The sequence below is a fragment of the Bacillus sp. N13C7 genome (assembly GCF_026790065.1).
Classification (GTDB): Bacteria; Bacillota; Bacilli; order Bacillales; family Bacillaceae; genus Bacillus.
In genome coordinates, this window is record NZ_JALAMO010000024.1 from 45,485 (window position 1) to 71,743 (window position 26,259).

General features: G+C 45.5%; 24 protein-coding genes, 4 tRNA genes and 2 pseudogenes. 24 read left to right on the plus strand and 6 right to left on the minus strand.

Annotation, left to right across the window (positions count from 1 at the left end; translation table 11 throughout):
• Positions 1-6 precede the first annotated feature (6 nt).
• Positions 7-384: a transcriptional regulator HypR gene (gene hypR, locus MOB98_RS19520; RefSeq protein ID WP_268358617.1), complete on the plus strand. Its 378-nt coding sequence runs from the start codon at positions 7-9 to the stop codon at positions 382-384.
• A 29-nt stretch (positions 385-413) separates the two neighbouring features.
• Here hypR and cotF read toward each other — a convergent pair whose 3' ends face one another.
• A complete protein-coding gene (gene cotF, locus MOB98_RS19525) occupies positions 414-896 on the minus strand; it encodes a spore coat protein CotF (protein ID WP_268358615.1) in 483 nt (160 codons plus the stop codon).
• Between the two features lie 144 nt (positions 897-1,040).
• Between cotF and MOB98_RS19530 the strand changes: the two genes are divergently transcribed.
• The 4 genes from MOB98_RS19530 (at position 1,041) to rplI (ending at position 4,808) form a co-directional block, all read left to right on the plus strand.
• Positions 1,041-1,190: a hypothetical protein gene (locus MOB98_RS19530; RefSeq protein WP_003236551.1), complete on the plus strand. Its 150-nt coding sequence runs from the start codon at positions 1,041-1,043 to the stop codon at positions 1,188-1,190.
• Positions 1,191-1,416: 226 nt separating this feature from the next.
• The gene (locus tag MOB98_RS19535; protein WP_268358613.1) at positions 1,417-2,346 is read left to right on the plus strand and encodes a YybS family protein; all 930 of its coding nucleotides are present in this window, start codon (positions 1,417-1,419) and stop codon (positions 2,344-2,346) included.
• Positions 2,347-2,382: 36 nt separating this feature from the next.
• Positions 2,383-4,362, plus strand: a complete 1,980-nt coding sequence (gdpP, locus tag MOB98_RS19540; protein WP_268358611.1) for a cyclic-di-AMP phosphodiesterase GdpP — start codon at positions 2,383-2,385, stop codon at positions 4,360-4,362.
• Positions 4,359-4,808 (plus strand): 50S ribosomal protein L9, encoded by a 450-nt coding sequence (rplI, locus tag MOB98_RS19545; protein ID WP_268358609.1) that lies wholly within the window; start codon positions 4,359-4,361, stop codon positions 4,806-4,808. The genes gdpP and rplI overlap by 4 nt, the downstream gene beginning before the upstream one ends.
• Before the next feature lie 37 nt (positions 4,809-4,845).
• On the opposite strand, the gene MOB98_RS19550 is transcribed toward rplI, so the two are convergent.
• The 3 genes from MOB98_RS19550 to MOB98_RS19560 form a co-directional block, all read right to left on the minus strand.
• Complete coding sequence (locus MOB98_RS19550) at positions 4,846-6,942, minus strand: ArnT family glycosyltransferase (protein WP_268425380.1); 2,097 nt, start codon at positions 6,940-6,942, stop codon at positions 4,846-4,848.
• 116 nt (positions 6,943-7,058) lie between these two features.
• Positions 7,059-8,267, minus strand: coding sequence for a CynX/NimT family MFS transporter (locus MOB98_RS19555; RefSeq protein ID WP_268358606.1), 1,209 nt, complete (start codon positions 8,265-8,267; stop codon positions 7,059-7,061).
• Positions 8,268-8,339: 72 nt separating this feature from the next.
• Positions 8,340-8,483 (minus strand): YycC family protein, encoded by a 144-nt coding sequence (locus tag MOB98_RS19560; RefSeq protein ID WP_268358605.1) that lies wholly within the window; start codon positions 8,481-8,483, stop codon positions 8,340-8,342.
• Between the two features lie 120 nt (positions 8,484-8,603).
• On the opposite strand from MOB98_RS19560, the gene MOB98_RS19565 reads away from it, so the two are divergent.
• Positions 8,604-8,807: a hypothetical protein gene (locus MOB98_RS19565; protein ID WP_268358603.1), complete on the plus strand. Its 204-nt coding sequence runs from the start codon at positions 8,604-8,606 to the stop codon at positions 8,805-8,807.
• Positions 8,808-8,854: 47 nt separating this feature from the next.
• On the opposite strand, the gene MOB98_RS19570 is transcribed toward MOB98_RS19565, so the two are convergent.
• Complete coding sequence (locus tag MOB98_RS19570; RefSeq protein WP_268358600.1) at positions 8,855-9,055, minus strand: DUF2188 domain-containing protein; 201 nt, start codon at positions 9,053-9,055, stop codon at positions 8,855-8,857.
• Positions 9,056-9,224: 169 nt separating this feature from the next.
• Here MOB98_RS19570 and dnaB point away from each other — a divergent pair, with 169 nt between their 5' ends.
• From dnaB to MOB98_RS19645, 15 genes and pseudogenes are all read left to right on the plus strand, one after another.
• Positions 9,225-10,589 (plus strand): replicative DNA helicase, encoded by a 1,365-nt coding sequence (gene dnaB / locus MOB98_RS19575; RefSeq protein WP_003226923.1) that lies wholly within the window; start codon positions 9,225-9,227, stop codon positions 10,587-10,589.
• A gap of 116 nt (positions 10,590-10,705) precedes the next feature.
• The gene (locus tag MOB98_RS19580; RefSeq protein WP_268358599.1) at positions 10,706-11,125 is read left to right on the plus strand and encodes a VOC family protein; all 420 of its coding nucleotides are present in this window, start codon (positions 10,706-10,708) and stop codon (positions 11,123-11,125) included.
• A 205-nt stretch (positions 11,126-11,330) separates the two neighbouring features.
• On the plus strand, positions 11,331-12,623 hold the full coding sequence (gene purA / locus MOB98_RS19585) for an adenylosuccinate synthase (RefSeq protein ID WP_268358598.1): 1,293 nt from the start codon (positions 11,331-11,333) through the stop codon (positions 12,621-12,623).
• A gap of 223 nt (positions 12,624-12,846) precedes the next feature.
• Positions 12,847-12,922 (plus strand) — tRNA-Lys (locus MOB98_RS19590).
• Between the two features lie 9 nt (positions 12,923-12,931).
• Positions 12,932-13,003: transfer RNA gene (locus MOB98_RS19595), tRNA-Glu, on the plus strand.
• Between the two features lie 80 nt (positions 13,004-13,083).
• Positions 13,084-13,160: transfer RNA gene (locus MOB98_RS19600), tRNA-Asp, on the plus strand.
• Positions 13,161-13,195: 35 nt separating this feature from the next.
• Positions 13,196-13,268, plus strand: a tRNA-Phe gene (locus MOB98_RS19605).
• 384 nt (positions 13,269-13,652) lie between these two features.
• Positions 13,653-14,360, plus strand: coding sequence for a cell wall metabolism DNA-binding response regulator WalR (walR, locus tag MOB98_RS19610; protein ID WP_032731843.1), 708 nt, complete (start codon positions 13,653-13,655; stop codon positions 14,358-14,360).
• Positions 14,361-14,367: 7 nt separating this feature from the next.
• A complete protein-coding gene (walK, locus tag MOB98_RS19615) occupies positions 14,368-16,203 on the plus strand; it encodes a cell wall metabolism sensor histidine kinase WalK (protein WP_064815423.1) in 1,836 nt (611 codons plus the stop codon).
• A complete protein-coding gene (walH, locus tag MOB98_RS19620; protein WP_268358597.1) occupies positions 16,193-17,560 on the plus strand; it encodes a WalRK two-component regulatory system regulator WalH in 1,368 nt (455 codons plus the stop codon). Before walK ends, walH begins: the two co-directional genes overlap by 11 nt.
• On the plus strand, positions 17,547-18,389 hold the full coding sequence (gene walI, locus MOB98_RS19625; protein WP_268358596.1) for a WalRK two-component regulatory system regulator WalI: 843 nt from the start codon (positions 17,547-17,549) through the stop codon (positions 18,387-18,389). Before walH ends, walI begins: the two co-directional genes overlap by 14 nt.
• Positions 18,390-18,410: 21 nt before the next feature.
• Positions 18,411-19,205, plus strand: coding sequence for an MBL fold metallo-hydrolase (locus tag MOB98_RS19630; RefSeq protein WP_268358594.1), 795 nt, complete (start codon positions 18,411-18,413; stop codon positions 19,203-19,205).
• An 81-nt stretch (positions 19,206-19,286) separates the two neighbouring features.
• The gene (htrC, locus tag MOB98_RS19635) at positions 19,287-20,489 is read left to right on the plus strand and encodes a serine protease HtrC (RefSeq protein WP_268358591.1); all 1,203 of its coding nucleotides are present in this window, start codon (positions 19,287-19,289) and stop codon (positions 20,487-20,489) included.
• 36 nt (positions 20,490-20,525) lie between these two features.
• Positions 20,526-20,623: pseudogene (locus tag MOB98_RS19640) on the plus strand (hypothetical protein); the annotation flags it as partial.
• A gap of 41 nt (positions 20,624-20,664) precedes the next feature.
• Positions 20,665-20,816: pseudogene (locus tag MOB98_RS19645) on the plus strand (ATP-binding protein); the annotation flags it as partial.
• On the opposite strand, the gene rocR reads toward MOB98_RS19645, so the two are convergent.
• Positions 20,798-22,183 (minus strand): arginine utilization regulatory protein RocR, encoded by a 1,386-nt coding sequence (gene rocR / locus MOB98_RS19650; protein WP_268358589.1) that lies wholly within the window; start codon positions 22,181-22,183, stop codon positions 20,798-20,800. The pseudogene MOB98_RS19645 and the gene rocR sit on opposite strands and share 19 nt — an antisense overlap.
• 240 nt (positions 22,184-22,423) lie before the next feature.
• On the opposite strand from rocR, the gene rocD reads away from it, so the two are divergent.
• The 3 genes from rocD (at position 22,424) to rocF (ending at position 26,219) form a co-directional block, all read left to right on the plus strand.
• The gene (gene rocD, locus MOB98_RS19655) at positions 22,424-23,629 is read left to right on the plus strand and encodes an ornithine aminotransferase (RefSeq protein ID WP_268358587.1); all 1,206 of its coding nucleotides are present in this window, start codon (positions 22,424-22,426) and stop codon (positions 23,627-23,629) included.
• A 223-nt stretch (positions 23,630-23,852) separates the two neighbouring features.
• Positions 23,853-25,256 carry an amino acid permease gene (locus MOB98_RS19660; RefSeq protein ID WP_268358585.1) on the plus strand — a complete coding sequence of 468 codons (1,404 nt, stop codon included), beginning with the start codon at positions 23,853-23,855 and terminating at the stop codon, positions 25,254-25,256.
• A 72-nt stretch (positions 25,257-25,328) separates the two neighbouring features.
• The gene (rocF, locus tag MOB98_RS19665; RefSeq protein WP_268358583.1) at positions 25,329-26,219 is read left to right on the plus strand and encodes an arginase; all 891 of its coding nucleotides are present in this window, start codon (positions 25,329-25,331) and stop codon (positions 26,217-26,219) included.
• Positions 26,220-26,259: the final 40 nt, after the last annotated feature.

Below are 26,259 nucleotides of genomic sequence, written 5' to 3' on the forward strand. Positions count from 1 at the left end.
TCAAGAATGAGTGAAAAAAAGAATATATACCCGAACAAAGAAGGCTGTCCAGTTGAATTTACACTAGATGTCATTGGCGGAAAGTGGAAAGGAATTCTTTTATATCACATGATAGATGGCAAGAAACGGTTTAATGAGTTTCGCCGAATCTGTCCGAGTATCACCCAAAGAATGCTCACCCTTCAGCTGCGGGAGCTGGAAGCAGACGGCATCGTGCATCGCGAGGTGTATCACCAGGTGCCGCCCAAGGTCGAATACTCTCTGACGGAATTTGGGCGAACGCTTGAACCGATTGTATTGCAAATGAAAGAATGGGGAGAATCCAACAGAGATGTCCTAGAATCTTATCGTTCGAACGGCATGCTGAAGGATCAGCAGAAATAGCAGCAAAGGGAGCTCCTTTGCTGCTTGTTTTATTTCATTGAAATGGCTCTGTTGGCATTTCTGACGTCATTTCTCAACAGTTCAGCCAGGTTATAAGATGGATAGTAACCATGCTGATACATGTATCGATAAACTTGGGCATGCAACTGGATGGCGGCATTCAGCTGTTTGACCAGTACGTTTCTTAATTGAGGTGTTGCTGTTTCTGTAATCGCGATGGCATAGCTTCGGACAGATGTTTTGGCAAAACCGAGCAGATCACCGCTGTAAAAAGGGTTATCTGCACGTTCTTCTTCTTCATCCTCTCTGTGCGGCGCCTGCGGAAAAAATGGAAGAAGCTCTCTTAAATTTTGCTCAACGGCCTGAATGGACACACTATAAAGCTGTCTGAGCTGAGGGTCTTTTACTTCTCTTATCATTTTCTTCAGTCTAATGAGTCCATTTGATTGAAAAGCAACCAGCTCGTGCATTTCTAATGTTTCATGCCAAGCCAATGTTCTGCGTTCATCCATGTAACAATTCTCCTTTATCAATCAGATTCCATATCAGCATATGCCCAGCGCTCAATGTTGTTCATGATGTTTTGAAGTTTTTAAAAAGGGAAATTCACATTATATAGGATACGGGTTGAGAACATGCAAAAGAGGTGAAACACGATGTGGGACATGATAAAGGACTTTTTCTTGTTTAGCAGCGGCGTTCTGCAAGCAACAACCCTTTTACTGGTGATCTTAATCTTTATGTATGTCAGAAAAACAAAAAAGAAAAACAAGGAATCTTCTGGCTTTATGGATGATAAACATTAATCGAGATGGGCATTCTTTTTTAAAGAATGTCTTTTCATTTGCAATGTTCCACATGAAACATTAGCGTCATTTTACTTGCGATTTGGACTTATGTTAAAATATAAAAGCAAAATGTAGAGATGATATAAAAACATTCGGTGCAAAACATGTTGCAGCGATGAAAAAAGAGCAGTCGTTTATGCTGCTCTTTTCTATTCGTATGTTCAGGATGATACGAGGTGACTAAGTGAAACAAACGAGAGCATTAATGGAAGGTGCTATTTTAATCAGTCTGTTTGCGATCATCACGCTTTTGGTCGTTTATGTTCCTGTGATTGGAACAATTCTGTTATTTGCACTGCCGCTGCCCATGATCCTGTATACAATCAGACATGGATTGAGGTTAGGGATATGGATGGGTGCTGTCAGTCTTCCGGTTGTTTTTATTGTCGGGTCCTTTACCGGGCTTACTGTAGCTTTTATGTCAGCATGCGCCGGCATTGCCATGGGGCATTTTTTCAAAAGGAAAGAACCCGGGCACGCCATTATTTCGGGCGCTCTTATTTATATGCTTTGTATTGTCATCTATTTTGTGATAAGCATTCAGTTTTTGGGTATCAATATCATTGATGAAGCGATGACACAATACCGGCAGTCCCTTGATATTGTAGAAAATGTAGTGAAGCAGTCGGGGAATGCTGAACAGCTTGAGAAGCAATTGAAACTGATGGAAGAACAATTGGGTATCGTTCAATATCTTTTTCCAACAGCTATTGTGATGGTAGGAGCTATTTTTTCTTTCCTCAGTTACCTTATCGCTAAGCCGCTCTTAAGGCGATTCTCCCCCGATATTCCTAATCTAAAGCCTTTTAGAGAGTTGAAGTTTCCGCAAAGTGTTGTAGTGCTGTATTTAATGATTGTCATGCTATCATTTTTGCCTTTAGAAAAAGGCCATATGCTGTACTCTATCGCTTTAAATGGGGAGTTTATACTCGGGTTTCTGATTTTCATCCAAGGTTTATCATTTATCTTTTTCTATTGCCATAAGAAAAATTATCCGAAGGCTGCGGCTGTGATTGCGGTGGTTCTTGGACTGATGCTTCCGATCTTTATGGCAGCCATTCGCATTTTAGGCGTTATAGATATGGGCTTTAATATAAGGAATAAGGTGAAGTGAACATGAGTTTTACTCACATGGTGGGGAGTGATAGAAATGCCAAGCTTTTATGAAAAACCGCTGTTTCGGTATCCCATCTATGCTTTGATTGCTTTGTCAATCATTACAATCCTCATCAGCTTTTATTTTAACTGGATTTTAGGAACCGTCGAAGTGCTGCTGCTTGCAGTTATTTTGTTTTTTATTAAACGTGCTGATTCTCTTATTCGGCAAGAGATTGATGCTTATATTTCTACGTTATCCTACAGGTTGAAAAAAGTCGGTGAAGAGGCATTGATGGAAATGCCGATCGGCATCATGCTTTTTAATGACCAATATTATATAGAATGGGCAAATCCGTTTCTTTCTTCTTGCTTTAATGAAAGCACATTAGTGGGGAGATCCCTTTACGACACGTGTGAATCGGTTGTGCCGCTCATCAAACAAGAGGTGGAATCGGAAACGGTTACATTGAATGACCGCAAGTTTAAGGTTGTCATCAAACGGGATGAGCGCCTTCTGTATTTTTTTGATGTAACGGAACAAATCCAGATTGAAAAGCGATATGAAAACGAAAGAACCGTGCTGGCGTATATTTTCCTTGATAACTATGATGATGTGACACAAGGATTAGATGACCAGACGAGAAGCACGATGAACAGCCAGGTGACATCCTTGCTGAACGCCTGGGCACAGGAGTACGGGATCTTCCTGAAAAGAACGTCTTCAGAACGCTTTATCGCTGTACTTAATGAACACATCTTAACTGAACTCGAAAATTCGAAGTTTTCGATCCTTGATGAGGTACGGGAAAAAACCTCTTTTGACGGTGTAGCCCTCACGTTAAGCGTCGGTATTGGAGCTTCCGTCTCCTCACTGAAAGAACTTGGCGATTTGGCGCAATCCAGCTTGGACTTAGCGTTGGGACGCGGGGGAGACCAAGTAGCCATCAAGCTGCCGAACGGCAAGGTGAAGTTTTACGGCGGTAAAACAAACCCGATGGAGAAACGAACAAGGGTGAGGGCCCGCGTGATTTCTCATGCCTTAAAGGAAATTGTCTCCGAAAGCAGCAATGTGATTATCATGGGCCATAAATTCCCCGACATGGATTCTATCGGCGCTGCGATCGGGATTTTAAAGGTGGCTCAGGCAAATAACAAAGATGGGTTTATCGTGATTGACCCAAATCAAATCGGTTCCAGTGTGCAGCGTTTGATTGAGGAAATCAAAAAATATGAAGAACTGTGGTCAAGGTTTATTACCCCTGAGGAAGCAATGGAGATTTCCAATGATGACACGCTGCTTGTGATCGTTGATACACATAAGCCGTCACTTGTCATGGAGGAACGGCTGGTCAATAAAATTGAACATATCGTAGTCATCGACCATCACCGCAGGGGTGAGGAGTTTATCAGAGACCCGCTGCTCGTCTATATGGAGCCGTACGCTTCTTCGACAGCGGAATTGGTCACAGAGCTGCTTGAATATCAGCCGAAGCGCTTAAAAATCAATATGATTGAAGCAACTGCCCTATTAGCTGGTATAATAGTGGATACAAAGAGCTTTTCTCTCCGCACAGGTTCGCGGACTTTTGATGCGGCTTCTTATTTAAGGGCAAAGGGCGCCGATACGGTGCTTGTACAGAAGTTCTTGAAAGAAACCGTTGATTCCTATATTAAACGGGCGAAGCTGATTCAGCATACGGTCCTCTATAAAGAGAACATTGCGATTGCCTCTCTTCCTGAAAATGAAGAGGAATACTTCGATCAAGTGCTGATTGCGCAGGCGGCTGATTCGCTGCTGTCGATGAGTGAGGTTGAGGCTTCGTTTGCGGTGGCGAGACGGGATGAACAAACCGTTTGTATCAGTGCACGGTCACTTGGCGAGGTAAATGTTCAAATCATCATGGAGGCGCTGGAAGGCGGAGGACATTTAACAAATGCGGCGACTCAGCTGTCCGGCATATCAGTTTCTGAAGCGCTGGAACGGCTGAAGCACGCCATAGATGAGTATTTTGAGGGAGGCGTACAGAGATGAAGGTTATTTTCTTACAAGATGTAAAAGGAAAAGGGAAAAAAGGCGAAGTCAAAAACGTAGCAGACGGTTATGCGCATAACTTTCTGATTAAAAAAGGCCTCGCGGTTGAAGCGAACGCGTCAAACATCAGCGCGTTAAACGGACAAAAGCAGAAAGAGAAAAAAGAAGCCATCGCTGAGCTTGAGCAGGCAAAGAGCTTAAAAGAGACATTAGAAAAACTGACTGTTGAGCTTAGTGCAAAATCAGGTGAAGGCGGCCGGTTATTTGGTTCTGTGACAAGCAAACAAATTACTGAACAGCTCCAAAAAGACCATAATATTAAAGTGGATAAGCGGAAGCTTGAACTGCCGGAGGGCATTCGTGCGTTAGGATATACCAACGTGCCTGTGAAGCTGCATCCTGAGGTGCAGGCTGTGTTGAAGGTACATGTGAAAGAAGAAGCTTAATAGAAAAGAGGCTTGGGGGCAACCCAAGCCTCTTTTTTTATTCCACGAGATAAAGAGTTTGCTGGCTTTCTCCGCCAGGTCCTCCTCTCATGCCTTGCAGGCTGCTGTTTGAGCTGCCTGTGGAACTGCTGTACTTGTCAGCTGATATTTCCTTTCCGTTTTTCTTAATCCAAGAAACAAGTTCGCTGTTGCCTGAGTTATTTTCGGTGAGAAGGAAGTATTTCACTTTGCCTTCTTTGACCAGCTTTTTCAGTTCGGACACAGTCAGAATGGGATCTGTGCCGTTAAATCCGCCCATTGCCATCACTGATTCATTTTCATGAATGATGTATGGCGCAGCGGTTACGGTTGTCAAAGTAGCAAATAGATACTCTTCGCCGGTATTATGTTTTCTCAAATAGGACAGGAGTCCGGTATCAACCTCCGAGGAGAACATGTTCCCGCCGTTTGTTGGGCTTTTGAGCTGCGGGCCCGATTCAGGTAGGACGCTGTTGCCTCCGTATAGAAGCGGCGTTGCTGACCAGTAGACCGGTGTGAGCAGCAGAATGCATAAGCTGATGATGGTCAGCTGCTTACTGAACGGATGGCTGCGTTTAAGCATCAGAAGCGCAAGGGTGATGCCGAGTCCTAAGAGGCCCAGTACGTACATCCATACACTGCCGATTTGGCTTGTATAATCGCTTAGAATATACACCTGGAACACGGCTGTGATCAGAACGGCTGCCGGCAGAAGATAGCTGGCCCAGTCTTTATTGTTTTTGTATAAGCGGTACATCGTATACCATCCGATACCGGAAAGGGCAGCAATCGGAGGTGCCAGCATAATTAAATAATACTGGTGGAAGAATCCTGCGATGCTGAAGAAACCAGCCACAGGAACGAGCCAAGCCGTCCAGAAAATCGTTTCTTTCATTTCAGCTGCCTGTCCTCGGCGATCACGGTACCAGCTGACGATACCGCCCAGCAATCCGATCAATGCGAATGGAAGCATCCAGCTGATTTGGCCGGAAAGCGCCGATTGGACGAGACGAAGCGGTCCAGCATCACCGGTGCCAAACATATTCATGCTTTTTCCGCCGCCACCGCCAGGCCCTCCCTTTCCAGGTCCGCCACCGCCTATTGGTGGTGTGCCTCTGCCTTCACTGGAGGTGCCGTTTTGTCCGCTAGGCGGCTGAGGCGCCGAATGATTCCCGAATGACTGATTGCCATTTTGATTAGCGGCACTTCCGTCAGGCCTGCTGTTTCCGTTCTGAGAGGAAGATGATTCGCTTCCGTTTGGCACCTGCGTGGTGTTTTGATTTTGCATCTTCCCGCCGCCAACGGCATTCATATCACCCCTTGCAAGGCCGGTGGTTTGTCCTAGCAGACGCTCTGTGCCGTTGTAGCCGAAGGCCAATTCTAACACTGAGTTGGTCTGGCTGCTTCCTACATAAGGCCGGCTGGAGGATGAGGTTGAATCCACCACAACTGCCCATGAGAGGGAAAGGCCCGTCAGAAGGACGAGAGACAGAATCAGTGACCCGATTTTTTTCTTCAGAGATGCCCAAGATGCAATCAAGTAGAATAACACAAACGCAGGCAATACCATAAACGCTTGCATCATTTTCATATTAAAGGCGAGTCCAATCAGGCTAAATGCTGTCAGCAGCCAAATCAGCTTGCCTTGTTTCACTGCCTGAAGCAGGCAAGCTGAACCGAGCAATAAGGTAAAGACCAGCATACTGTCGATATTGTTTGTCCGGCTGACAGCCGCTGAGATAGGCGTCAGTGCCATGACAAGCGCGGCAATGCGGGCCGCCCCGATTCCAAAGGCCGGTTTGATCATTCTGTAGAGAAGGAATATAGATCCAACTCCCGCGAGAGCCTGAGGAAGAATCACACTCCACGTGTGAACACCGAAAATCAGTGCGAAAATCGTTTGAATCCATAACACAACTGGCGGCTTGTCCACTGTTACAAATCCGGAAGGGTCAAATGATGCATAGAAGAAATTGTGGAAGCTTTGCGTCATGCTTTTCACCGCTGCCAAATAGTACTGGTTCGCAGTGTCATCCTGCCAAATGTTGTACATATTCAGAAAAGCCGCTGTAAGCAAAATGAGAATAAGAATGAAGTCGAGTCGTTTGGTTTTCATCGTTTTTCACCTCTTTATGGTGTCTTATTGTAAAAAAAAAATATGAAAAACTTATGAATAAACCATAAATATTCGTAGAATTTCAAAGAAAAAAGCGGAGATATCTCCCCGCTTTATTATGCTGAATTTCTTTGCTTCTCTGTCTGAAGAATGTATCGATCTCGTCCGGCTCCCAGCCCGGCTGCACCCATAGCGATCAAGGCGGCTATGAGAAGCACTAACGGCATTGTCCATGAATGTGTCTGGTCAAAGAGATAGCCGACAAAGATAGGCCCGACGGCTGCAAGCAGGTAGCCGAATGACTGTGACATGCCTGACAGCGCCGCGGCCTGCTGGGCATTTTCACTGCGGAGACCAATCAAAGTGAGCGCCAAACTAATGCTGGAGCCCTGCCCGATACCGATAATCACCATCCAGATGGCAAGCATGGTGTGGCTGCCGCCTGCTAATAATCCGCATAGGCCGATCAAATAGACTGCGGCCAGCGCCGCAACGATTCCGCGCTGATGTTTCACACGGTCAGCTAAAACCGGTGTCAGAAAAGTGGAGGGCAGACTCGCAAATTGCATGAGTGACACCATCCATCCGGCTGTTGACGTATCAATCCCATGAGAACGGAGTACTTCAGGAAACCAGGCGATGCTGCTGTAAAATAAAAATGATTGGAGTCCCATAAAGATTGTGACAAACCATGCCATTTTGGAAGCCCATATGGAACTTGATTGAAGTTTCATCGTCTGGTTTGCCGTATCCCGGTGGCGCAGCTGAGGGATCCAGATCAGCAATGCAAGGAAAGCCAGTCCGCCCCATAAGAGAAAGGCCTGCTTCCATCCGCCGTCCATCTGGGTCGCTAAAGGAACACTGACACCCGATGCTAAAGCAGCGAATATGTTCATTGATGTCGTATACAGGCTAATCATAATCCCTGGCTTTTCAGGGTATTTATGTTTGATTAAGCTTGGCAAAAGCACGTTTCCAATCGCAATTCCGACACCGATGAGTGCTGTTCCGAAAAACAAAGCGGCAGTATAGCCGATAGAACGAGTCAAAACCCCGATAAAAAGTACCATGAGACCCAGCCATAAGGTTCGCTCATTTCCGAGTCGCTGTCCGAGCTTAGGCGCAAGCGGAGAGAGAACTGCAAACGAAAGTAGCGGAAGTGCGGTCAAAAACCCGGCTGCCCCATTGGACATGTGCAGCTCTGCGCGGATAGAGCTGATGACCGGACCGACTGAAGTGATCGCGGGCCGTAAGTTAAACGCGATAAAGATAATGCCGGCGATCAGCCAAAATGATTGGACTTTTTTATTTTGTGTATGTGGCAAAGCAGTTACTCCTTCTTTCTAACATATAATGATTATGATTCCGTAAGGTGTAAGCAAGTATGCGAATGAACGCTACGATTGTTGTTCTTCTTTCTGCAATTCAGCCAACTTGGCAAGCAGGATATGCTGAGGCATATGCATCATTTGTTCAAGCGGCAGATTCAAGGACGCTGCAAGCTTTTGTGCAGTTTCAGCAGAAATTTGCAAAGGTCTCACAAAAGATCCCTCCTCTCTTCTGTCCATTGTACAAGAATCAGATGTGAAATGTAAGAAGATGTCACAAAGGAATGGAGCAATCCGAAAATGACCGTTATAAAAGAGGAAAGGAGGGGTCTTATGTATGCACCGTTGTCATTATTAAAACAAATGCTGAAGGAACACCAATTAGACTCTGAGAAGGCTGACACTTTTGAAGAATATATAGCGGTGAGGCTAAAGCTTCAGGAGTTGATGGGGAAATGTGCTTCGTTCGAGGAGTGGGATCTGTATCAAAAGGCGGCGGATCTGATGATGCACACAGGCATCCAATGGATGAAATAAGCTGATATTCGCTAAAAAACCCTCGCTGCAGCGAAGGTTTTCATTCTTTAAAATGAGTGTTCTTCTTCCACATTCTTAAACTGGTCATAGATCACAAGCTTTGCCGGGCTGTTTTCCTTTGCCATCTGTTTGGCTTTTTCAATCGCGGCGTCTTTAGATGTATACAAAGCTGTCGGGGCCACATTCTCCACCTTAATAAACCAGCCATCCGCATCAACATTAGGTGTAACCGCATATTTTTTGATCATCTTTCATTCCTCCCTTATGTTTTATTGCATTTTTCCCGCCCTGTTATGGTCCGAAACGATTCAATCTGCTAGCTGAAAAAAACAGGAAACAGACAATTCTTCTATTTTTTTTCTGCAGAAATGGTAGAATGGAGTTTGGAGATTTTTTAATGAGAGGACGGTGCTTAGCATGACAGACCTTCTGAATGATCGGCTTCCTCCGCAAAATATAGAAGCTGAACAAGCCGTGTTAGGCGCTATTTTTTTACAGCCGTCTGCTTTAACACTGGCTTCAGAAGTATTGATTCCAGATGATTTTTATAGAATGTCCCACCAAAAAATCTATAATGCGATGCTTGTGCTCGGTGACCGAGGTGAACCGGTTGATCTAGTGACGGTAACGTCAGAGCTTGCGAATACAGACCTGCTGGAAGAAGTCGGCGGGATTTCATATCTGACAGATATCGCAAACTCGGTGCCGACAGCGGCTAACATAGAATATTATGCGAAAATCGTTGAGGAAAAATCGATTCTTCGCAGATTGATCAGAACAGCGACAACGATTGCTCAAGATGGGTATACCCGTGAGGATGAGGTCGAGGATTTACTCAGTGAAGCGGAAAAAACGATTATGGAAGTGGCGCAGCGCAAGAACACGAGTGCCTTTCAAAATATTAAGGACGTCCTTGTGCAGACCTATGACAATATCGAACAGCTTCACAATCGAAAAGGCGATATCACGGGGATTCCGACAGGGTTTACCGAGCTTGACCGGATGACTGCCGGGTTCCAGCGCAACGACCTGATCATTGTGGCTGCCCGTCCGTCAGTGGGGAAAACCGCTTTTGCCCTGAACATCGCACAAAACGTGGCGACCAAGACTGACGAGAGCGTAGCGATTTTCAGTCTAGAGATGGGTGCTGAGCAGCTGGTTATGCGTATGCTCTGTGCCGAGGGAAATATCAATGCCCAGAATCTCCGTACCGGCAACCTGACGGAAGAGGATTGGGGCAAGCTGACGATGGCGATGGGAAGCCTGTCGAACAGCGGAATTTACATTGATGATACACCGGGGATCCGTGTGAGTGAAATCCGCGCCAAATGCCGCCGCTTAAAGCAGGAAAGCGGACTTGGCATGATTTTGATCGACTACCTGCAATTGATTCAGGGAAGCGGACGTTCGAAGGATAACCGCCAGCAGGAAGTATCCGAAATTTCCCGTGAACTGAAGTCGATTGCAAGGGAGCTGCAAGTCCCTGTTATCGCGCTTTCTCAGCTTTCACGTGGCGTTGAGCAGCGTCAGGACAAACGTCCGATGATGTCTGATATCCGGGAATCAGGAAGTATTGAGCAGGATGCGGATATTGTTGCGTTCCTTTATCGTGATGACTACTATGACAAAGAAACAGAGAACAAAAACATTATCGAAATCATTATTGCCAAACAGCGTAACGGCCCGGTAGGAACCGTGTCTCTTGCGTTCGTAAAAGAATACAACAAATTCGTCAATCTGGAACGGCGTTTTGATGACGCAGGTGTTCCGCCCGGCGCATAACCCCCAAGAGCTGATCTTGGGGTTTTTTCATTCGAAAGGCGGAAGAAATACCGTCCGCTCAGCGGATGTTTATTTGAAAGCGTTTTAATAAAATGGTGCAAAAAGGAGATGGTAATATGGGAAATCATTTTTCATATTTTCATGCAGCGCAAATACGGATTGCGCGGCCTACGGGCCAGCTTCGTGAGATCATTCTTTTTTATGAAGAAGGGCTGGGTTTAAAACGAATAGGAGGGTTTTCGAAGCATAATGGGTATGACGGTGTCATGTTCGGTCTCCCTCATGCCGATTATCATCTCGAATTCACTCAGCATGAGGAGGAAAGCAGTGTCCCTGTTCCTCACCCCGACAGCCTCCTCGTTTTTTATGTGCCGAATGCAGAGGAATTGACAGCAATCACTTTAAGGCTGAAAAGAATGGGCTATCAAGAGGTCGAATCTGAGAATCCGTACTGGAGCCATGGCGGCGTCACAATAGAGGATCCGGATGGATGGCGAGTCGTTTTTATGAATACAAAAGGAATATCAGGCAAGTGAGTCTTTTTTATGCTAAAGAATGAAAGTTTCACGAGCTTTTTATGACAAAACGGTGAGAAAACGCTTATAAAACGAATGAAAGCGAACGAATATAGATTTACAAGAATTTAATGTTCGGATTTACAATTGACTTTCTGTTTCTTCACTGATAAACTTGATTTGTTTGAATAGAATCGTTTTGAAAGGTTAACGGAGGTGCACGGACATGTCTTCAGTAGTTGTAGTAGGTACGCAATGGGGCGATGAAGGGAAAGGTAAAATCACAGATTTCCTGTCAGAAAATGCAGAAGTGATCGCCCGTTATCAAGGCGGAAATAACGCAGGGCATACAATCAAGTTTGACGGCATCACATACAAGCTTCACTTAATCCCGTCAGGAATTTTCTATAAGGATAAAACGTGTGTGATCGGAAACGGAATGGTTGTAGATCCGAAAGCATTAGTCACAGAGCTTGCGTATCTTCATGAGCGCAACGTCAGTACAGATAACCTGAGAATCAGCAACAGGGCTCATGTCATTCTGCCGTATCATTTGAAATTGGATGAAGTGGAAGAAGAGCGAAAAGGGGCTAACAAGATCGGTACAACGAAAAAAGGAATCGGCCCTGCTTACATGGATAAAGCAGCCCGCATCGGAATTCGCATCGCGGATCTGTTAGACCGTGACGCATTTGCGGAAAAGCTTGAACGCAATCTGGAAGAAAAAAACCGTCTGCTTGAGAAAATGTACGAGACAGAAGGATTTAAAATTGAGGATATTTTAGACGAATATTATGAGTACGGCCAGCAGATTAAAAAGTATGTTTGCGATACATCTGTTGTCTTAAATGATGCTCTTGATGAAGGGCGCCGTGTATTGTTTGAAGGCGCGCAAGGGGTTATGCTCGATATCGACCAAGGAACATACCCGTTTGTTACGTCATCTAACCCGGTTGCCGGCGGTGTCACGATCGGTTCTGGTGTCGGTCCGACCAAAATTCAGCACGTTGTCGGTGTATCAAAAGCATATACGACTCGTGTCGGCGACGGTCCTTTCCCGACTGAGCTGAAAGATGAAATCGGCGATCAAATCCGTGAAGTTGGACGCGAGTATGGAACAACAACAGGCCGTCCGCGCCGTGTAGGCTGGTTTGACAGTGTCGTTGTCCGTCACGCCCGCCGTGTGAGCGGAATTACAGATCTTTCTTTGAACTCAATTGACGTGTTAACAGGAATTGAAACATTGAAAATCTGTGTGGCATACCGCTACAAAGGGGAAATCATTGAAGAATTCCCAGCAAGCCTTAAAGCACTTGCTGAATGTGAGCCGGTATATGAAGAAATGCCAGGCTGGACTGAGGATATCACAGGTGCGAAGAGCTTAAGCGAGCTCCCGGAAAATGCGCGCCACTATCTTGAGCGTGTGTCTCAGCTGACAGGCATTCCGCTTTCTATTTTCTCTGTCGGTCCAGACCGTTCACAAACAAATGTCCTTCGCAGCGTGTACCGTGCGAACTAAATAAAACTTGCTTACAAGCCCCTGATGCAGGGGCTTGTTTTTTGTTTGAAAACCGCAGATAAGTTGGTCTGAGAAAAAAATATGAAAAAAAACCAAAAAAGTTATTGCCACTTCTATTTGTTCGTGATATTATAAATCTCGTTGTTACGGAAACTGCTTCAATAGAGTACAAGATGAGAACTTAATCTAAGTCGTTTGCTCTATGGAAACTCCGACATCTTAAGAGCCATTAGCTCAGTTGGTAGAGCATCTGACTTTTAATCAGAGGGTCGAAGGTTCGAGTCCTTCATGGCTCACCATTTCGTGTAGGCCCGTTGGTCAAGCGGTTAAGACACCGCCCTTTCACGGCGGTAACACGGGTTCGAATCCCGTACGGGTCATTGATTTACTTTAGCGTTATTGCTAATTCCTTATTTGTCTGCGAGGGCTGACACGACAGCTCTCCGGGCAATTACTGTAAGGTCCGGTAGTTCAGTTGGTTAGAATGCCTGCCTGTCACGCAGGAGGTCGCGGGTTCGAGTCCCGTCCGGACCGCCATTTTACTTTACTTAGTAGAGAAAAATAAAACATTTGGCTCGGTAGCTCAGTTGGTAGAGCAACGGACTGAAAATCCGTGTGTCGGCGGTTCGATTCCGTCCCGAGCCACTTACCAAACGCATCTGCAATCGTAGGTGCGTTTTTTCTTTTAGGAAAAAGGCAAACATGAGGAGTGTTATAATAGAAGAAAAAGGGAGAACCGGCCCTGCGGCCGGCTCAAAGAAGAAGACGTCATTGATAAAGACGCACTCCGGTGGGGGGAGGTTTCAATAAAGTTATCTTTTTTAAAAAAAGTTGACCAGCATGACAAAAGATAAACAATTGGCGGATAAAGGTGAAACATGTGTTTTTTTTCTAAACCTTTATTTTTTTTATCTTTTGACCTTAAACCGTTATAATAGACAAGGACCCATTGTTTACATGGGCCATAAGTGATGAAACGAATGTTATATAGATGAAATGAAGTTATTCGGCAGGAGGAAAATCAAAATGATGGATAAAAAGATCCTTGTAGTAGATGATGAAAAACCGATTGCAGATATATTGGAATTTAACTTAAGAAAAGAGGGCTATGAAGTACACTGTGCCCACGACGGAAATGAAGCCGTTGAAATGGTAGAAGAGCTTCAGCCTGATTTAATTCTTTTAGATATTATGCTTCCTAATAAGGACGGCGTTGAAGTGTGCCGTGAAGTCAGAAAGAAATACGATATGCCGATCATTATGCTGACGGCTAAGGATTCAGAAATTGACAAGGTCATCGGGCTTGAAATCGGTGCTGATGACTATGTCACCAAACCATTTAGCACACGCGAGCTTCTGGCACGTGTAAAAGCAAACCTGCGCCGCCAGCTGACAACAGCGCCTGCGGAGGAAGAGTCGTCTTCTAACGAGATTCATATCGGCTCTCTCGTCATCTTCCCTGACGCGTACGTCGTATCTAAACGGGATGAAACAATTGAATTGACTCATCGTGAGTTCGAGTTGCTTCATTATTTAGCGAAACATATTGGACAAGTAATGACACGTGAACATTTGCTTCAAACCGTTTGGGGCTATGATTACTTTGGTGATGTCAGAACGGTTGACGTAACAGTCCGCCGGCTTCGTGAAAAAATCGAGGACAACCCAAGCCATCCAAATTGGATCGTCACACGCCGCGGCGTAGGTTATTACTTGAGAAACCCAGAACAGGACTAATGCCCATATGAATAAGGTTGGTTTTTTTCGGTCGATCCAATTTAAGATTACCTTGATTTATGTGCTTTTGATTATTATTGCCATGCAAATCATTGGTGTGTATTTTGTCAATCAGGTAGAGAAGTCGCTGATCAATTCTTATGAACAATCGCTGAATCAGCGAATCGACAACCTTTCTTACTATATCGAACAAGAATATAAAAGCGATAACGACAGCACCGTCATCAAGGATGACGTCAGCCGTATTTTGAATGACTTCACAAAAAGTGATGAGGTCCGGGAAATTAGTTTTGTAGATAAAAGCTATGAAGTCGTCGGTTCTTCTAAGCCGTATGGTGAGGAAGTGGCAGGCAAACAAACAACCGATCTGATCTTTAAAAGAATTTTTTCTACCAAACAATCGTATTTAAGAAAATATTATGACCCGAAAAGCAAAATCAGAGTTCTCATTTCCGCGAAGCCCGTCATGACAGAAAACCAAGAGGTTGTCGGCGCGATCTATGTTGTCGCGAGCATGGAAGATGTCTTTAATCAAATGAAGACGATTAACACGATTCTGGCGTCCGGCACAGGTTTGGCACTCGTTTTGACGGCCCTTCTCGGTATTTTTCTTGCAAGAACCATTACCCACCCGCTTTCAGATATGAGGAAACAGGCGATGGAGCTCGCCAAAGGGAATTTCTCGAGGAAGGTTAAAAAGTACGGGCATGATGAAATTGGGCAGCTCGCCACGACGTTTAATCACTTAACGAGAGAGCTTGAGGATGCCCAGGCGATGACTGAAGGAGAGCGTCGAAAGCTCGCCTCTGTCATTGCCTATATGACAGACGGCGTTATCGCCACAAATCGAAACGGAGCTATTATCCTCTTAAACAGCCCGGCGCTGGAGCTGTTGAACGTTTCACGTGAAACAGCCTTAGAAATGCCGATTACGAGCTTGCTGGGGATTCAAGAGAATTATACTTTTGAAGATTTAGTGGAGCAGCAGGATTCTATGTTGCTTGAAATTGAGCGCGATGATCAATTAACGGTGCTTCGCGTGAATTTCTCTGTGATTCAAAGGGAGCATGGCAAAATTGATGGTTTAATCGCTGTCATTTATGATGTAACCGAGCAAGAGAAAATGGATCAGGAACGCAGGGAATTCGTTGCGAATGTATCACACGAGCTGCGGACGCCGCTTACGACAATGCGGAGTTATTTGGAGGCGTTAGCTGAAGGCGCGTGGGAAAATAAAGACATTGCCCCGCGTTTCTTAATGGTGACGCAAAATGAAACAGAGCGAATGATCCGGCTTGTGAATGACCTGCTTCAGCTATCGAAATTTGACAGCAAGGACTATCAATTCAACCGGGAATGGATTCAAATCGTCCGATTTATGTCGCTTATTATTGACCGTTTTGAAATGACAAAAGAACAGCATGTGGAATTTATCCGCAATCTGCCGGACAGAAATCTGTACGTCGAGATTGATCAGGATAAAATTACGCAGGTGCTCGATAACATTATTTCCAACGCTTTAAAATACTCACCGGAGGGCGGACATGTCACGTTCTCCATTGATGTAAATGAAGAAGAAGAGCTTCTCTATATCAGCGTCAAGGATGAAGGGATCGGAATTCCGAAAAAGGATGTCGAAAAAGTCTTTGACCGCTTCTACAGGGTTGATAAAGCGAGAACGAGAAAGCTTGGCGGCACCGGCCTGGGGCTGGCGATTGCCAGAGAAATGGTTCAAGCGCACGGCGGAGATATTTGGGCAGACAGCATAGAAGGAAAAGGCACGACGATTACATTTACTCTTCCATATAAAGAGGAACAAGAGGATGATTGGGATGAAGCGTGAAAATATAAAAACGATATTACTTACGGTACTCGTCGTCATCAGTCTTGTTTTTACGTGGGGGATATGGACGTTCCAGCCAAACTTTTCTGAAGGCTCATCAACAACAGAGTCTACTGTGCGTGAGAAGCATAAAATCGAAAAAAACACCCAAAAGCTGTCTGAAACGGTGAGGCCGAGGGAAATGTTTATCCATGATGACGGCGCTCATTATAAAGTGGATAATGAAGCCCTCTATGAAGAAGTCTGGTCTGACTTGCCGCATTGGGATGTAAAAGGAATTAAAGATATTTCTGATCAGTATGACAAGGCTGGATTCAAGAGCTGGTTTTATGGCATGGGCGGTTCTGAAGCTAAGCTTGACTTGCAATTCAGTGATACGATTCCTATTGATATTTTTCAAACGCTGTTTAAATGGTCGAATCAGTCATTCGAATATAGTTCGTTTGATCATATTCTGATTCCGTTTAATGAAACCAAAGCGAACAAGAAAATTTATCTGGTGTCTTATAGCAAACAGCTCATTCTGGAAGTGACCGTTGAGTCGGCAAACTACCGGAACATTATGAACGACATGAAAAACAGGCAATCAAACTTGCCGGCGTACAGCTTGTTCTCCATCGGTTCAAAGAAAGAGTTCCTGCTGCCGAACAAACCGCTTACGATGGATAAAAAAGAGTTTGTCACAGAATCGATTAAAACGAACACCTTTAAGCAGGCTTTGTTCAGTGATCCGAGCATTGTAAGAGAAGATTCGAATTACAACAACAGAAATGTGCTGACAGATGGGATTAGCCGTTTAGATGTGAATTTAAGCCAGCGCCAGGTGCAATTTCAGCAGCGCAATTTAGTCCAGAGCACATCCTATCAAACAGGTGAATTAATCAAAAAGAGCCAAAAATACCTTGAGGATACGGGAAGCTGGACGGATCATTATCAATTTTTCAATATCAATGACAGCCAGCAGCTGAGCTTCTATATCTATATGGATCAGATGCCGGTCATTAACAGCACGGCCAAGCCGTTCGGAGCAACATCAGCGATTACGTTGCAATGGGCGAATGATGATATTCTCAGCTATAAGCGGCCGAATTACAGTCTCGGGACAAACCCGATTAAAACAAGTGAGACAGAGCTGATGAGCGGCAGCGAAGTGAAGATGCTGCTTTCTAAACAAACCGCTTATGATACGGATAAAATTGATCAGATCTTCCTTGCTTACCAATTGGTATCAACATCAACCAACGATGATCCTCTTGTTGAACTGGAACCGGTCTGGGCGATGAAAGTAAATGGAAAAATTGTGCCGATCACAAAGGATTTATTGATGAAGGAGGGGGCAAACAGTGGAGTGGAATAAGACAAAATCAATCTTCATCGTTGCCTTCCTCATCTTAGATATTTTCTTAGGCTATCAGTTTTTTCAAAAATGGCAGGCGACCAGCAAGGAATATGAGGTCATTAAAAATGATGTCGAGCATGATATGAAGGCCGACCATATCACGTATGAGGGCCTGAATAAGGAAGCAACAGAAGGCTATCGGATCACAGCAAATCAAAAGGCCTTCACCAAGGAGGAAATTGAGGGGCTGAAGGATCAAAAGCCTTTGATGGACATGCCTAGTGATAATCATAAAGTAACGAGCCTGAAAATGAAGTTCACGAATCCGATCGCCCTATCCAAGAAAAATATCGAGGACGATGCCCAGGCGCTTGTTTCTTCGAAAATCCAAGATGGCGAAAAATATAAGCTTTGGAAGGTTGATAAATCAAAGAAAGAAATTATTTTCTTCCAAACATATGAAGGCCATTATATTTATCAGAAGACCGACAATTCCTCGAACATGATCGGGCAAGTGGTCTTGCACTTAAACGGTAAAAACGAGGTTGTGTCGTACGACCAAACAACGCTCGAAACCTTTAAGCAAATCCAGAAAGAAAGCTTAATCACTGAAATGGATGCGGTTGAGCTATTGTACTATCAAAATCAATTAAAAGAATACAGCACTGTAAAGAGCTGCAAATTCGGCTACGTAGCACAATATCCGCTGACAAGTACGCAGGTGCTGGCACCGGTATGGAGAATTACGGTCGAGTACGATAAAAAAGTGAACGGTGAGAAAAAGACAGTGCAAGAGTATTTTACTGTGAATGCTTTGGAGAGTACGATTTTAGATACAGATCAATGAAAATAATGGAGTGAGACAGACATGAGCTTGCAATTTAGCGTACTTGCGAGCGGGAGTACGGGAAATGCGTTTTACCTCGAAACAGAGGATCACGCATTTTTAGTGGACGCCGGTTTGAGCGGGAAAGCCATGGATGGGCTGATGGCACAGATCGGGCGTAAGCTGGATGATGTAGACGGCATTTTTGTGACGCATGAGCATAGTGACCATATTAAGGGCCTTGGTGTGGTCGCCAGAAAGTACAAGCTTCCGATCTATGCCAATGAGAAGACGTGGAAAGCGATGGAGAACCAGATCGGCAAAATAGACACCGATCAAAAATTTGTGTTTCCGATGGAGACGGTGAAGTCGTTTGGCGGACTTGACGTGGAATCGTTTGGCGTCTCTCACGATGCGGCGGAACCCATGTTTTATGTGTTCCACTATAACGGCCGAAAGCTTGCATTAATGACAGATACGGGGTACGTCAGCGACCGGATGAAAGGGATCATCCGCCAAGCGAATGTGTTTGTGTTTGAAAGCAACCACGATGTCGGCATGCTGCAAATGGGAAGATACCCATGGAGCATTAAGCGGAGGATTTTAAGTGACGTCGGGCACGTTTCAAATGAAGATGCTGCCTTGGCGATGACTGATGTCATTGGCGACGAGACGTCTCGTATTTACTTGGCGCATTTGAGCCAGGACAACAACATGAAGGAGCTGGCGAGAATGTCGGTGCAGCAGACACTGGCTTCTAAAGGCTTTGTGACGGGTGAGACATTTGATTTATATGACACCGATCCGAAGAAGGCCACGCCGCTTTGCGCTGTATAATTTTTCTATGTAAATCATGACTATTATAGGAGGTTCTAACCCACAATATAACCATATTAACGTTCTTGGAAAGGATGGAATATGGTGGATTACGATCGTGAGGAAGAACATACTACTCCTGAACAGCCAAAGAGAAGCAAAAAAGGATATTTTCTTTCTAGTCTGATTGGCGTGATTGTCGGTGCCGTATTAATGGCGTTTATCATGCCATACCTTTCAAATGAAGGGTTAGATACGGGCGCCTTGGAACAGCAGCAAAACAACAATGGCCGGGAACCAATCCGGACGGTGAATGTCAGTGTCAACAACGCAGTCACCAAGATTGTCAGCAATGTGTCGCCCGCCGTTGTCGGTGTTGTGAACATCCAAAAATCAGATATTTGGGGAGAGAGCGGCGAGGCTGGGAGTGGCTCTGGTGTCATCTATAAGAAAAATGACAACTCCGCTTATGTCGTGACCAACCATCATGTTATCGAGGGCGCTTCCCAAATTGAAATCAGCTTGAAAGACGGAACGCGTGTATCCGCTGACCTAGTCGGCAGCGACCAGCTGATGGACCTGGCCGTGTTACGGGTGAAAAGCGATAAAATAAAGGCTGTCGCCGACTTCGGAAATTCAGATCAAGTGAAATCTGGAGAGCCCGTTATTGCGATTGGCAATCCGTTAGGCCTTGAATTTGCCGGCTCTGTTACACAAGGCGTCATCTCAGGTACGGAGAGGGCGATCCCAGTGGATTCAAACGGTGACGGACAGCCTGACTGGAACGCAGAAGTCCTGCAAACAGATGCGGCCATTAACCCTGGGAACAGCGGCGGCGCGCTGTTAAATATGGATGGAAAGGTCATTGGAATCAATTCAATGAAAATTGCCGAGTCGGCGGTTGAAGGCATTGGCCTCTCAATTCCGTCAAAGCTTGTGATTCCGGTGATAGAGGATCTCGAGAAATACGGTGAAGTCAAACGTCCGTTCCTTGGCATTGAAATGAAATCGCTAAGCGATATTGCAAGCTACCATTGGGATGAAACATTGAAGCTTCCTAAGGGTGTCACCAATGGAGCGGTTGTGATGGGTGTAGATGCCTTTTCTCCAGCCGGAAAAGCGGGGCTTAGGGAACTGGATGTTATTACGGAATTTGACGGACACAAAGTAAACGATATTGTTGATCTGCGGAAACGGCTTTATCAGAAAAAAGTCGGTGACCGGGTGACGGTGAAGTTTTACCGCGGCGGAAAAGAAAAATCCGCTGACATTAAGCTCTCCTCCGCAGACCGATTAGGAAGTTAGCTGACACAGTCTGGCACCACGCCAGGCTGTTTTTTTATGCAAAAAAACTGAACGAGGGTCACGTCCGTTCAGTTGAAAAAGGATATATCGAATATGAAGAAAAATACAAGATGGATGTTACACGTGAAACAGCAGCAAATGCTGCTAACTTCAAATACCTCCATTCTCAGCATTCTCCCGGAAATATGGAGGTTCGGGATTGGGTCTTGCCATAACGAAATCGATTATCGACAGCCACAATGGGCCAATTGACGTGAAAAGTGAAATCGGCAGAGTACTGTTTTTCTGATCAGGCTTCCTGCACCAGCTTATTCGTCAGATGAGTGAGAAAATTTCTTCAGGCGGTATTGGAGGCTTTGTCGGCTGATGCCAAGTTCCTGAGCAGCTTTCGAGATGTTATGGCCGTGTTTTCTTAACACGTTCTCTATCACATATTTTTCGAAGCTTTCCATTTTTTCTTTTAAGTCCGCGGCCGGCTGATGTCTTGGTGCTTCAGGCTCCGGGTTGTCAGTCGGCTTGATTTTCATCCGATATTGGTAGGGCAGATGGGAAGCTGTAATGGTTTGCTCGTCCGTCATGAAATTCATTGCGCCTTCAATCATATGCTCAAGCTCACGAATATTTCCCGGCCAGTCGTAGGATAGGAAAAATTGCTTCACGTCTTCGCTGATGTGTTCAACATTCATTTGGAACAGATGGTTGTTTTTCTGGATGAATTCCGATGCGAGAAGCAAAATGTCTTCTTTTCGTTCTCGAAGCGGCGGGATGATCAGCGTCACGACGCTCAGCCTGTAATACAGGTCCTTCCGCATCCGTTCACCCGCAATCGCGTCAATCGGGTCTTCGTTCATCGTAGCGATAATACGTACGTCAATCGGCGTATCCTTTGTTGACCCGATGCGCCTGATTTTCCGTTCCTGAAGGGCGCGCAGCAGTTTTGCCTGAAGACTAAGATTCAGCGAGTTGATCTCATCTAACAGCAGCGTTCCGCCATGGGCTTGTTCAAACAGGCCGGGCTGGTCGACAGCGCCGGTAAACGCGCCTTTTTTCGTCCCAAACAAAATGCTTTCCACAAGGCTGTCTGGCAGTGCCGCGCAGTTTTGCGAAATAAACGGGCCGCCTGAACGGTCGCTGCCGTTGTGAATACTTTGCGCGAACAGCTCTTTTCCCGTGCCGGTTTCGCCTGCGAGAAGGACAGATGATGACGTACGGGTTGCCCGCTTGGCGTTTTCGATGACGTCTCGAATGGCCGGACTGGTGCCGAGGATACTGTCAAACGTATAGGTTGTGCTGCCTTTTTTGTTCATATTCTCCCTGATCAGCCGTTCAAGCTTTGTCACATCCTTGGCAATTTCGACTGCACCCCTGATTTTGCCGTCTTGGACGATGGGATAGGTATGATTGATCGTCGTGATTTCCTGGCCTTTATTATTGAAGTAGCTCTGCTTCACATTTTTAATTGTTTTGCCTTCCTGAAGAGCCTGTACCAGCGTGCTGTCCTGCTGCTTTGAAAACATAAACACATCCATCAGGTTTTTATTCAGGACGTCATGCTTCTCCATATCTTCAATCTGCATCATTTTATTGTTATAAACGATTGTGTTTCCATGCTCGTCTACCACGTGCAGGCCAACATCGATTTCATCTAAAATGCTCTGAAAAACCAATGTGAGGAATTCGCTGTCTTTGACCACTGTATGAACCTCCCTCAATTATTTTCTTAATATTGCTTCTATTTTATAAAAAAATGGAGAGGATATGCAAAAGAATTTTGCACTTGCTGAAATTTTTGCTCAAAATATCAGAATTTTTTTGCACCTTGTCCTCGAAAATTGTAGAAAACACACGAAATCTTGATTTGGCACAGAACTTGCATTTATAAAAAGGGAAAGCAGGATAACATGTGGAAACAGAAAACAAGGGGGAATTCAAATATGCCAGCTTTATCTAAATCCAAGGAAATTATTGATCAGACGTCTCATTACGGAGCCAACAATTATCATCCGCTCCCGATTGTTATTTCTGAAGCGCTGGGTGCTTGGGTAAAGGACCCGGAAGGCAATGAATATATGGATATGCTAAGTGCTTACTCTGCGGTAAACCAAGGACACAGACATCCGAAAATCATTCAGGCATTAAAGGATCAGGCCGATAAAATCACCCTCACGTCACGCGCATTTCACAACGATCAGCTTGGGCCGTTTTACGAAAAAACTGCTCAACTGACAGGCAAAGAGATGATTCTGCCGATGAATACAGGAGCTGAAGCGGTTGAATCTGCGGTGAAAGCGGCGAGACGCTGGGCTTATGAAGTGAAAGGCGTTGCAGACAACCAAGCGGAAATTATCGCATGTGTCGGGAACTTCCACGGCCGCACGATGCTGGCGGTATCTCTTTCTTCTGAAGAGGAATATAAACGAGGATTCGGCCCGATGCTTCCGGGAATCAAACTCATTCCTTACGGCGATGCGGAAGCGCTTCGACAGGCCATTACGCCGAATACAGCGGCATTCTTGTTTGAACCGATTCAAGGCGAAGCGGGCATTGTCATTCCGCCTGAAGGGTTTTTGCAGGAAGCGGCGGCGATTTGCAAGGAAGAGAATGTCTTGTTTATTGCGGATGAAATTCAAACGGGTCTCGGACGTACAGGCAAGACGTTTGCCTGTGACTGGGACGGCATTGTTCCGGATATGTATATCTTGGGCAAAGCGCTTGGCGGGGGTGTGTTCCCGATCTCATGCATTGCGGCGGACCGCGAGATCTTAGGCGTGTTTAACCCTGGCTCACACGGCTCTACATTTGGCGGGAACCCGCTTGCATGTGCAGTGTCTATTGCCTCATTGGAAGTGCTGGAGGATGAAAAGCTGGCGGATCGTTCTCTTGAGCTTGGCGAATACTTTAAAAGCGAGCTTGAGAGCATTGATAACCCTGTTATTAAAGAAGTCCGCGGCAGAGGGCTGTTTATCGGTGTAGAATTGACGGAAGCGGCACGTCCGTATTGTGAGCGTTTGAAGGAAGAAGGGCTTTTATGCAAGGAAACGCATGATACAGTTATTCGTTTTGCACCGCCATTAATCATTTCCAAAAAGGATTTGGATTGGGCAATAGAGAAAATTAAGCACGTGCTGCAAAACGCATAAATCTGCACCATAGCGGGATATTCACTTCGTTTGTATAAATTTACAACAGAAAAATCAGCACTCCCTATTTGCTCAGCTACAGTATTTTAGTATAATGTATCTTTATGAGAAGAAGTGAATTTTATATTAAATAGATAGAGACTCTTTGGACAGCAAACTGGGATACGCACCATGTAGATGTTCCAGCTTAGATCCAATACAAGTTGCTGAAGGGGTGCAGAAAGTGAATACAAACCAAGATAACGGAAATCAGCTCCAGCGGACAATGAAATCACGCCATTTGTTCATGATTTCATTGGGCGGAGTGATCGGAACCGGTTTCTTCCTTGGAACCGGGTTTACCATTAACCAAGCGGGACCGCTCGGCGCGGTTCTGTCCTATTTAGTGGGCGGCTTTATCATGTTTTTGACCATGCTCTGCTTAGGAGAGCTGGCAGTCGCCTTTCCTGTGTCGGGGTCCTTCCAGACCTATGCCACGAAATTTATCAGCCCAGCCTTCGGGTTTGCGTTCGGCTGGCTGTACTGGCTCGGCTGGGCAGTTACATGCGCCATTGAATTCTTATCAGCGGGGCAGCTGATGCAGCGCTGGTTTCCGCATATAGACGTGTGGATCTGGTGTCTGGTCTTTGCGGCACTGATGTTTATTTTAAATGCGATCACCACAAAAGCCTTTGCGGAATCTGAATTCTGGTTCTCAGGCATTAAAATTTTGATTATCCTTTTATTTATTATTCTCGGCGGAGCTGCCATGTTTGGCCTGATTGATCTGAAGGGCGGAGAGCAGGCGCCGTTTTTGACACATTTTTACGAAGACGGGTTATTTCCGAACGGCATAAAGGCCATATTGATAACGATGATTACCGTGAACTTCGCCTTCCAGGGAACTGAGCTGATCGGGGTTGCAGCCGGAGAAAGTGAAAACCCTGAAAAAACGATTCCGCGGTCCATCAAACAGACAGTATGGAGAACGCTTGTCTTCTTTGTGCTTTCCATCATTGTCATTGCCGGCATGATTCCGTGGAAACAGGCGGGTGTCGTGGAAAGTCCATTTGTTGCCGTATTTGAGCAAATCGGAATTCCATATGCCGCTGATATTATGAACTTTGTGATTTTAATCGCGCTGCTATCCGTTGCGAATTCAGGTTTATACGCATCAACACGTATCCTGTACGCGATGGCAAATGAAGGACAGGCCTTCAAAGCGCTGGGCAAAACAAATAAAAGAGGTGTGCCGCTGAATGCGTTAATTGTTACGATGGCTGTGGCCTGCCTGTCGCTTCTGTCAAAGGTTGCGGCGGCTGAAACTGTATATATGGTGCTGTTATCATTGGCGGGCATGAGTGCGCAGGTCGGATGGATCGCGATTTCGCTTTCCCAAATCAAGTTCAGACGCAAATATATCCGCGAAGGCGGCAAGATAGAAGATCTGAAATTCAAAACACCGCTGTATCCGGTGCTTCCGCTGATCGGCCTGACGTTAAATACGGTCGTTCTCATCAGCCTTGCATTTGATCCGGAGCAGCGTATCGCGCTGTATTGCGGCATACCGTTTATGGTTATTTGCTACATCATTTATCATGTTGTCATTAAAAAACGCCAGCAGGCAAATCGTCAGCTAGAGCTTTAAAACGTTGTCCGCAAGTCATCTTTGTTGTAACCCGCATAGGACATTATCTTAAATGTTGAGGTGGAATCACAGATGGAGAAAACGATTTCGGTTATTGGAATGCCAATGGATTTAGGACAAGCACGACGCGGAGTGGACATGGGCCCGAGTGCCATCCGGTACGCCCATCTGATCGAGAGGCTGTCAGACATGGGGTATACGGTTGAAGATCTCGGGGACATTCCGATCAACCGCGAAAAGATCAAAAATGACGAGGAACTGAAAAACCTGAATTCCGTTTTAGCGGGAAATGAAAAACTCGCTCAGAAGGTCAACCAAGTCATCGAAGAGAAAAAATTCCCGCTTGTCCTGGGCGGCGACCACAGTATTGCGATCGGCACGCTGGCAGGCACAGCGAAGCATTACGATAATCTCGGTGTCATCTGGTATGACGCGCACGGAGATTTGAATACACTTGAAACTTCACCATCGGGCAATATTCACGGCATGCCGCTCGCGGTCAGCCTCGGCATTGGCCACGAGTCACTGGTTAACCTTGAAGGCTACGCGCCTAAAATCAAACCGGAAAACGTCGTCATCATCGGCGCCCGGTCACTTGATGAAGGAGAGCGCAAGTATATTAAGGAAAGCGGCATGAAGGTGTACACGATGCACGAAATCGACCGTCTCGGCATGACAAAGGTGATTGAAGAAACCCTTGATTATTTATCAGCATGTGACGGCGTCCATCTCAGTCTTGATCTGGACGGACTTGATCCGAACGACGCACCGGGTGTCGGAACCCCTGTCGTCGGCGGCATCAGCTACCGGGAAAGCCATCTGGCTATGGAAATGCTGTATGACGCAGGCATCATCACCTCAGCTGAATTCGTTGAGGTCAACCCGATTCTTGATCACGAAAACAAAACTGGCCAAACAGCAGTGGAGCTCGTGGAATCCCTGCTAGGGAAGAAATTGCTGTAATAAGAAAACCCCCGCATTCTGATATGATCCCCTCATAGTA